We start from the raw sequence: 6273 nt of genomic DNA on the forward strand, positions 1-6273 counted from the left end.
CAGCGTCAGCGGGGCAGCTTGACCACGGTGACGAAGAAGTCGTCGATCTGGCGGATGACCTCGATGAACCGCTCGAAGTCGACGGGCTTGGCGACGTAGGCGTTCGCGTGCAGGTTGTAGCTGCGCAGGATGTCCTCCTCGGCCTGCGAGGTGGTCAGCACGACGACGGGGATGGTGCGCAGCGACTCGTCGGACTTGATCTCCTCGAGGACCTGCCGCCCGTCCTTCCGGGGCAGGTTGAGGTCGAGCAGGATCAGGCCGGGACGCGGCGCGCCGGCGTGCTCCCCCTCGCGGCGCAGGAACGAGATCGCCTCGACGCCGTCAGGGACCACGTGCAGCTGGTTGCGCAGCTTGTGGTGCTCGAACGCCTCCTTGGTCATGAGGACGTCGCCCTCGTCGTCCTCGACGAGCAGCACGTCGATCTCGGCGGCCTCAGACACGGGCTTCCTCCTGCTGGTCGGACGCGTTCGGCACCTCGGGGGCACGCAGCGTCACGCGGTCGTCGTCGTGGTCGTCGTCGTGGTCGTCCTCGAGCGCGGGGAGGGCGACCACGAAGGTGCTGCCGGGTCCCGCGGTCTCCTCGAGCCAGATGGACCCGCCATGGTGCTCGACGATCTTCCGGCACATCGCCAGCCCGATCCCCGTGCCGGGGTAGGCCGACTTGGGGTGGAGCCGCTGGAAGATCGTGAAGATCCGATCGGCGTACTCGGGCTCGATCCCCAGCCCGTTGTCGGAGAACCGCAGCAGCCAACGGCGGCCGTCGCGGTCGGCCGAGACGTGGACGCGGGGCGGCGCGTCCCCGCGGAACTTCAGGGCGTTGCCGAGCAGGTTCTGGAAGACCGTGGTGAGCAGCACCGGCTCGGCCCGGACCCGGGGCAGTCGGTCGTGGGTGATCTCGCCGTCCGACTCCTCCAGGGTCCCGGAGAGGTTCTCGACCGCGTGGTCGAGCACCGCGCCGGTGTCGACCACCTCGGCGTTGCCCTCCGAGCGCCCCACCCGGGAGAACGCGAGCAGGTCGTTGATCAGCACCTGCATCCGCTTGGCACCGTCGACCGCGAACTCGATGTACTGGTCGGCGCGCTCGTCGAGCTGGCCGGAGTAGCGACGGTGGAGGAGCTGGCAGAAGCTGGTGACCTTGCGCAGCGGCTCCTGCAGGTCGTGCGAGGCGACGTAGGCGAACTGCTCGAGGTCGGAGTTCGAGCGCTCCAGCTCCCGCCCGGCCTCCTCGAGCTCGTGGCGGGCCGCCTCGATGCCCGCCATCTCGGCGACGAGGGCGCGGCGCATCGCCTCCACGTCCCGGCCGAGCGCGGTGATCTCCCGGGGCCCCTGAGCGGCCACGCGGCGTTCGACGTCCCCGTCGGCCACCTCGCGGACCTCGGCGGCCAGCCGCTCCGTGGGCCTCACGACGACGCGGCGCAGCCAGGAGAGCAGGACCGCGAGCCCGATCGCGAGCAGCACGATCACGAGGATCCCGACGATCCGGACCGTGGTGGCCGCGCGGTCGACGGCGGCGCGGGCGGCGTCGCGCTCGGCGGAGAGGCGGTCCACGAGCGTGTCCGTGGCGGCGCGGACCCGGTCGAAGGCGGCCTTGCCGGTCCCCGCGTCCGGCAGTGCGGTCCGGGCACCGGTGGCGGCGACCACCGGGTCCGCGTAGAGCCCGTGCCACTGCGCCGCGGCGGACTCGACCGCGTCCAGGTCACGGCGGGTCTCGGTCGAGACGAGCACGTCGCGGAGCGCGGCCTCCTGCCGGGTCTCCTCGGCGCGCCCCGCCCGGTAGGGGTCGAGGAACGTCGCCAGCCCCGCGAGGGCGTACCCGCGGATGCCGGTCTCCTGGTCGAGCAGCGCCGAATGGAGCCGGGAGGCGGCGAGCGCCGCCGGGTCGAGCCGGTCGACCAGGGCGGTCCGGTCCCGGTCGAGCCCGGTCATGGCCAGACCGGCCACCACGGTGGCCAGCAGGAGGAGCACGAGCCCGACGACCCCGCTCATCGCCAGCAGCCGGCGCAGCGACCGGGGGTCGACGACGGCGTCGTCGTCCGGGGCCGTCCCGTGCCCGCTCACCGCCGTGCGACCAGGAGGACCGCGGCCACGTCGTCGGCACGCTCCTCGGTCAGGTCGCGGACCCGGGTCAGCACGCAGTCCAGGAGCCGGTCGGGGTCGACGTACCACGGTGTCGGTGGGACGCCGTCGGGGTTCTCGGGGGTGGTCACGTGGTTCTCCTCGCGGTCCGCGACCGCGCACTCGTCGAGCACGGTGAGCAGTCCGTCGGTGTCGAGCACGCCGTCGTCGCGGGCCGTCGGCCCCGACCCGTCCGGCGCCGGACCGTCGTGCGGGCGGCCCTCCACGAGACCGTCGGTGTAGAGCAGCAACGCCCATCGGGCGGGCAGCTCGACGTCGAGGACCTCCCAGTGGTCGTCGAGCACGACGCCGATCGGGCGGCCGAGCTTGGCGATCGGCAGGGGGCGGGCCGGCCCGTCGGGCGGTACCAGCAGCGGCGGTGGGTGCCCGGCGAGGCGCAGCCGCGCGCGGCGCAGGTCCGCGTCGATCGTCAGGAGGGCGAGGGTCGCGAAGATGCCGGTGCGCTCCCGCTCGTGCACCAGCAGGCGGCTCAGGGTGGGCAGCAGCTGGCTGTCCTCGGCGCCGGAGAGGACCATCGCGCGCCAGGCGATGCGCAGGTTCACCCCGAGCGCGGCCTCGTCGGGGCCGTGGCCGCACACGTCGCCGATCACCACGTGCAGCGTCCCGTCGGCGCCCTCGACGGTGTCGTAGAAGTCGCCGCCCAGCAGCCGGCGATCACCGCCGGGCTCGTAGCGCACCGCGACGTGGATGTCGGGGTTCGTCAGCAGCGGCGTCGGGAGCAGGCCCCGCTCGAGGCGGACGTTCTCCTCGGCGCGGGTCTCGGCGTCCCAGAGCTGGCGGCGGACCCGTTCTCCTCGGACGCGCTCCACGGCGTAGCGCAGGGCCCGGGTCAGCGACGCGCCGTCGACGGCGTCCTTGAGCAGGTAGTCCTGGGCGCCCGCACCGACGGCACGCACGCCCAGCGCCTCGTCGTGCCGACCGGTGAGCACGACGACCGCGGCGCCGTGCCCGGCGCCCAGCACCCGCTGCAGCGCGTCGAGGCCGTGCGCGTCCGGGAGGGCGAGATCGAGCAGGACGCAATCAACCGCACCGACGACGTGGGAGGTCACCTCGGAGACCGTCTTGACGCGCTTGAGCGCGATGGTGAGTCCGCTGAGGGCCTCCGCGTCCGCGAAGTGCTCCGCGACGAGCAGGGCGTCCGCGTCGTCGTCCTCGACCACGAGCACGGACAGCGGCGCGGACTCGTCCGGCACAGGGTCCACGGCACCTCCTCTGCCCGATCACCGGCCGGGGCGCCGTCCGGGTGAAGCGCTACCGGACGGAAACCCTAACGCGTGCTGTGGAGGCGATCGGCAGGCGCTGCAGCTCCGCCGTCGCACTCCGCCAATACCTCCCGGGCTATGGCGTGGATCACAGCCGAGGTGAGATCGTCATCCCGTGACGAGCACCGCTGAGGAGTCCTCGCCGGGGTCACGGCACGTCGCGACGACCTGGCACCGCGACGCGCTCGCCGCGGTCCAGCGGTGGTCGTGGCTGCAGGACCTCAACGACCGCGTCACCGCGGCCGTCGAACCGGTGTACGACCGCCACCGGGACAACCTCGTGCTCGAGCTGATGCACGGCGGGCGCTGGGTGGGGCACTCGCTGCACCCGGCGCTGTCCGACCTCCCGATCGGGCTGTGGTCGAGCACCTTCGTGCTCGACCTCGCCGGCCAGGACGGTGCCGACGACGGACGCCGCGGGGGCCCGGCCGCGACGCTCAGCGCCGCCGGTCTGCTGGCCGCCGCCGCCACCGCGGCCACCGGCGTCGTCGACTGGAACGTCAGCGACGGCGAGGACCGCCGCGTCGGGCTCTTCCACGGCCTGCTCAACGCCGCCGGGATGGCGCTGCAGGGGGCGTCCCTGGCGGCCCGGCTCTCGGGCCACCGCGGTACCGCGCGCTCGTTGGGCGCGGGCAGCCTCGCGGTGACCGCCGTCGCGGGCTTCGTCGGCGGGCACCTCGTCCAGGGCCGCGCGGTCATGGTCAACCGGGTCGCGACGACGACCGGCCCCACCCGCTGGGTGCGCGCGATCGAGGACGGCGAGCTGCCGGAGGCGACCCTGGTCGGCCGCGAGGTCGAGGGCCGCCAGGTGCTGCTCTTCCGGCGCGACGGCGAGGTGCACGCGATCGACGACGTGTGCAGCCACGCCGGCGCCCTGCTGAGCCGGGGCGAGGTGGAGGGCTGCGCGGTCGTCTGCCCGCTGCACCGCTCCGTCTTCGACCTGCGCGACGGCTCCATCGTGCGCGGCCCGGCCCACCACCCGCAGCCGGTCCTGCCGGCCCGGATCCGCAACGGCTGGGTCGAGGTGCGCGGGAGCCAGCCGCGGGGGCGGCGGAAGTCAACCTGAGAGGAGTCCGGCATGGCCTGGGAAGCAGTGGCCGATCTCGACCAGCTCGAGGAAGGCGACATGATGCTCGTCGACATGGGCGAGCCGATCTGCGTCGTCCGGCTGTACGAGGACGAGGCGGTCGCCGTGCACAACACGTGCACCCACCAGCAGCAGCCCCTCAACGAGGGCTACCTGCAGGAGGACGACTCCCTCATCTGCCCGGCGCACAACTCGCGCTTCGACCTGCACACCGGGGTCCCGACCGGCGTCCCCGCCGTCGACCCCATCCCCACCTACGCCTGCAAGATCGAGGACGGCGCGATCTGGGTGGACGTCGAGCAGCAGCTCAACGACGCGGCCATCCCGCACAAGCCCTACTACTGAGCCCTCTCGGGGCCGAGGCGTCCCGGCCCTAGGATCGCCGGGGTGCTCGCCGTGGTCCTCACCGTCGTCGTCGTCGGCGGCGTGGTCGGCGGGCTGCCGCTCTTCGCCGCCCGGGCGCGGCGGGGTGGCGGGGGTGCGTCGGTGATGGGCCCGTTCGAGGAGATGTGGCACCCGGCGGCCCGGCGGGCGCGCGTGGAGGTCGAGGTCGCCGAGGAGCGACGGGTGCCGACGCCGTCGCCGGACGGTCCGGCCGGGCTCCGCTCGGTGCGGTGGTCGGCGCCGGCGTTCCGGGCGCGACGGGGCCGGCGGTGACGGAGCCGTCGGGGGCGGCCGTGAGCGATGCCTCGGAGGAGCCGAGCGCCGAGCACGTGGCGGCGGTCCTGCGCGAGCGCGTCTACGGCAGCATCACGTTCCTCTCGACGCTGCTCGTGCTCGCCGGGTCGTTGGAGCCGTCGACGTCCCGCTGGGAGCCCGCCCTCACCCTCGCCGTGACCGCGGCCGGGCTCTGGGCCGCGAGCGTGTTCGCGGAGTACTTCGCGGCCCTCGCCGCCCGCAGCCACGAGGAGGGGCGGGCGTCGCGGATGCACCTGCGGGCGACCGGCCAGATCCTCGAGGCCGCCGTCCTCCCGCTGCTGCTCCTGGTGGCTGCCGGGCTCGGGCTGCTCCCGGTCGGGGTGGCCGCCTGGGCGGCGATCTGGGTGCTCGTGGCGTCGATGGCGTTCATCGCGCTGCTGGCCGTGCGGCGGGCGGGCTTGCCGTGGTGGAAGGGCCTGGTGCTGATCCTGGCCCTCGTCGTCCTGGCCCTGCTCGTCGTCGGCGTGAAGTCGCTGGCGCACTGAAGCAGTCGCTCGACGGAAGCGATGCGGGCTCTGCTCGTGTTCACTGGGGCGCCCCGGGCCGAGAGGACGACGCCATGAGCAGCCCCATCGACATCCCGCGCTCCCCCGCGTCGCCCCCGGCCGAGCCGGCGGCGCCCGAGGAGGGTGACGCGGCGGAGCTGGCGACGTTCCTCGCCGCGGAGAACGTGGCGAACGACTACCACCCGGGCCTGGAGGCCTGAATCACTGAGATGGCCTAGTGGGCGATCTGCCCGAAAGGCCCGTGACTGTCGGACTCTCGAACTAGTGTTCGAATCATGGCAGCGGTGGTGGACGCTCCCGACGGGGCGGGCGGTGCGGGTGGTGCGGGTGGGCGGTTCGCGGACCCGCGTCCCGGCCCGGAGCTGACCGCGGCGCTGCTGGGTGATCCGGCTTTGCTGGTGGGGCGGGAGGTGGAGGCCGGGCTGGTGGGCGCGTTCCGCGCCGCCAACCACGCCGCCTGGGCCCGCTGTCGCTGGCTGCTCGAGGCCTGTTGTGCGCGGGCCGGGCGCACCGCTCGGGTGGGGCTGGAGGCGAGGGCGGCGTTGATCGCGGCGGCGGCGTTGCACTGGTCGCCGTCGATGGC

9 protein-coding genes are annotated in these 6273 nt (G+C 73.9%); 6 read left to right on the forward strand and 3 right to left on the reverse strand.

What is annotated here, in order from left to right; translation table 11 throughout:
* Positions 1-5: 5 nt before the first annotated feature.
* From VGH76_RS01260 to VGH76_RS01270, 3 genes are read right to left on the reverse strand one after another with little or no spacing between them, the layout of a single operon-like run.
* Entirely contained in the window at positions 6-440 is a 435-nt protein-coding gene (locus VGH76_RS01260; protein ID WP_331554784.1) for a response regulator, read from the reverse strand.
* Complete coding sequence (locus VGH76_RS01265; protein WP_331554785.1) at positions 433-2058, reverse strand: sensor histidine kinase; 1626 nt, start codon at positions 2056-2058, stop codon at positions 433-435. Before VGH76_RS01265 ends, VGH76_RS01260 begins: the two co-directional genes overlap by 8 nt.
* Positions 2055-3338 carry a PP2C family protein-serine/threonine phosphatase gene (locus VGH76_RS01270; RefSeq protein ID WP_331554786.1) on the reverse strand — a complete coding sequence of 428 codons (1284 nt, stop codon included), beginning with the start codon at positions 3336-3338 and terminating at the stop codon, positions 2055-2057. Before VGH76_RS01270 ends, VGH76_RS01265 begins: the two co-directional genes overlap by 4 nt.
* 175 nt (positions 3339-3513) lie before the next feature.
* Here VGH76_RS01270 and VGH76_RS01275 point away from each other — a divergent pair, with 175 nt between their 5' ends.
* The 6 genes from VGH76_RS01275 to VGH76_RS01300 form a co-directional block, all read left to right on the forward strand.
* Positions 3514-4464: a non-heme iron oxygenase ferredoxin subunit gene (locus tag VGH76_RS01275; RefSeq protein WP_331554787.1), complete on the forward strand. Its 951-nt coding sequence runs from the start codon at positions 3514-3516 to the stop codon at positions 4462-4464.
* Positions 4465-4476: 12 nt separating this feature from the next.
* A complete protein-coding gene (locus tag VGH76_RS01280; protein ID WP_331554788.1) occupies positions 4477-4830 on the forward strand; it encodes a Rieske (2Fe-2S) protein in 354 nt (117 codons plus the stop codon).
* Positions 4831-4872: 42 nt separating this feature from the next.
* On the forward strand, positions 4873-5142 hold the full coding sequence (locus VGH76_RS01285; RefSeq protein WP_331554789.1) for a hypothetical protein: 270 nt from the start codon (positions 4873-4875) through the stop codon (positions 5140-5142).
* A 20-nt stretch (positions 5143-5162) separates the two neighbouring features.
* Positions 5163-5669 carry a hypothetical protein gene (locus tag VGH76_RS01290; RefSeq protein WP_331554790.1) on the forward strand — a complete coding sequence of 169 codons (507 nt, stop codon included), beginning with the start codon at positions 5163-5165 and terminating at the stop codon, positions 5667-5669.
* Between the two features lie 74 nt (positions 5670-5743).
* Entirely contained in the window at positions 5744-5890 is a 147-nt protein-coding gene (locus VGH76_RS01295; RefSeq protein WP_331554791.1) for a hypothetical protein, read from the forward strand.
* 75 nt (positions 5891-5965) lie between these two features.
* The coding region (locus VGH76_RS01300; RefSeq protein WP_331554792.1) for a hypothetical protein at positions 5966-6273 on the forward strand (308 nt) is incomplete at its 3' end.

Origin of the sequence: Actinomycetospora sp. (assembly GCF_036497585.1) — a bacterium.
In the GTDB taxonomy this organism is placed as follows: domain Bacteria; phylum Actinomycetota; class Actinomycetes; order Mycobacteriales; family Pseudonocardiaceae; genus Actinomycetospora.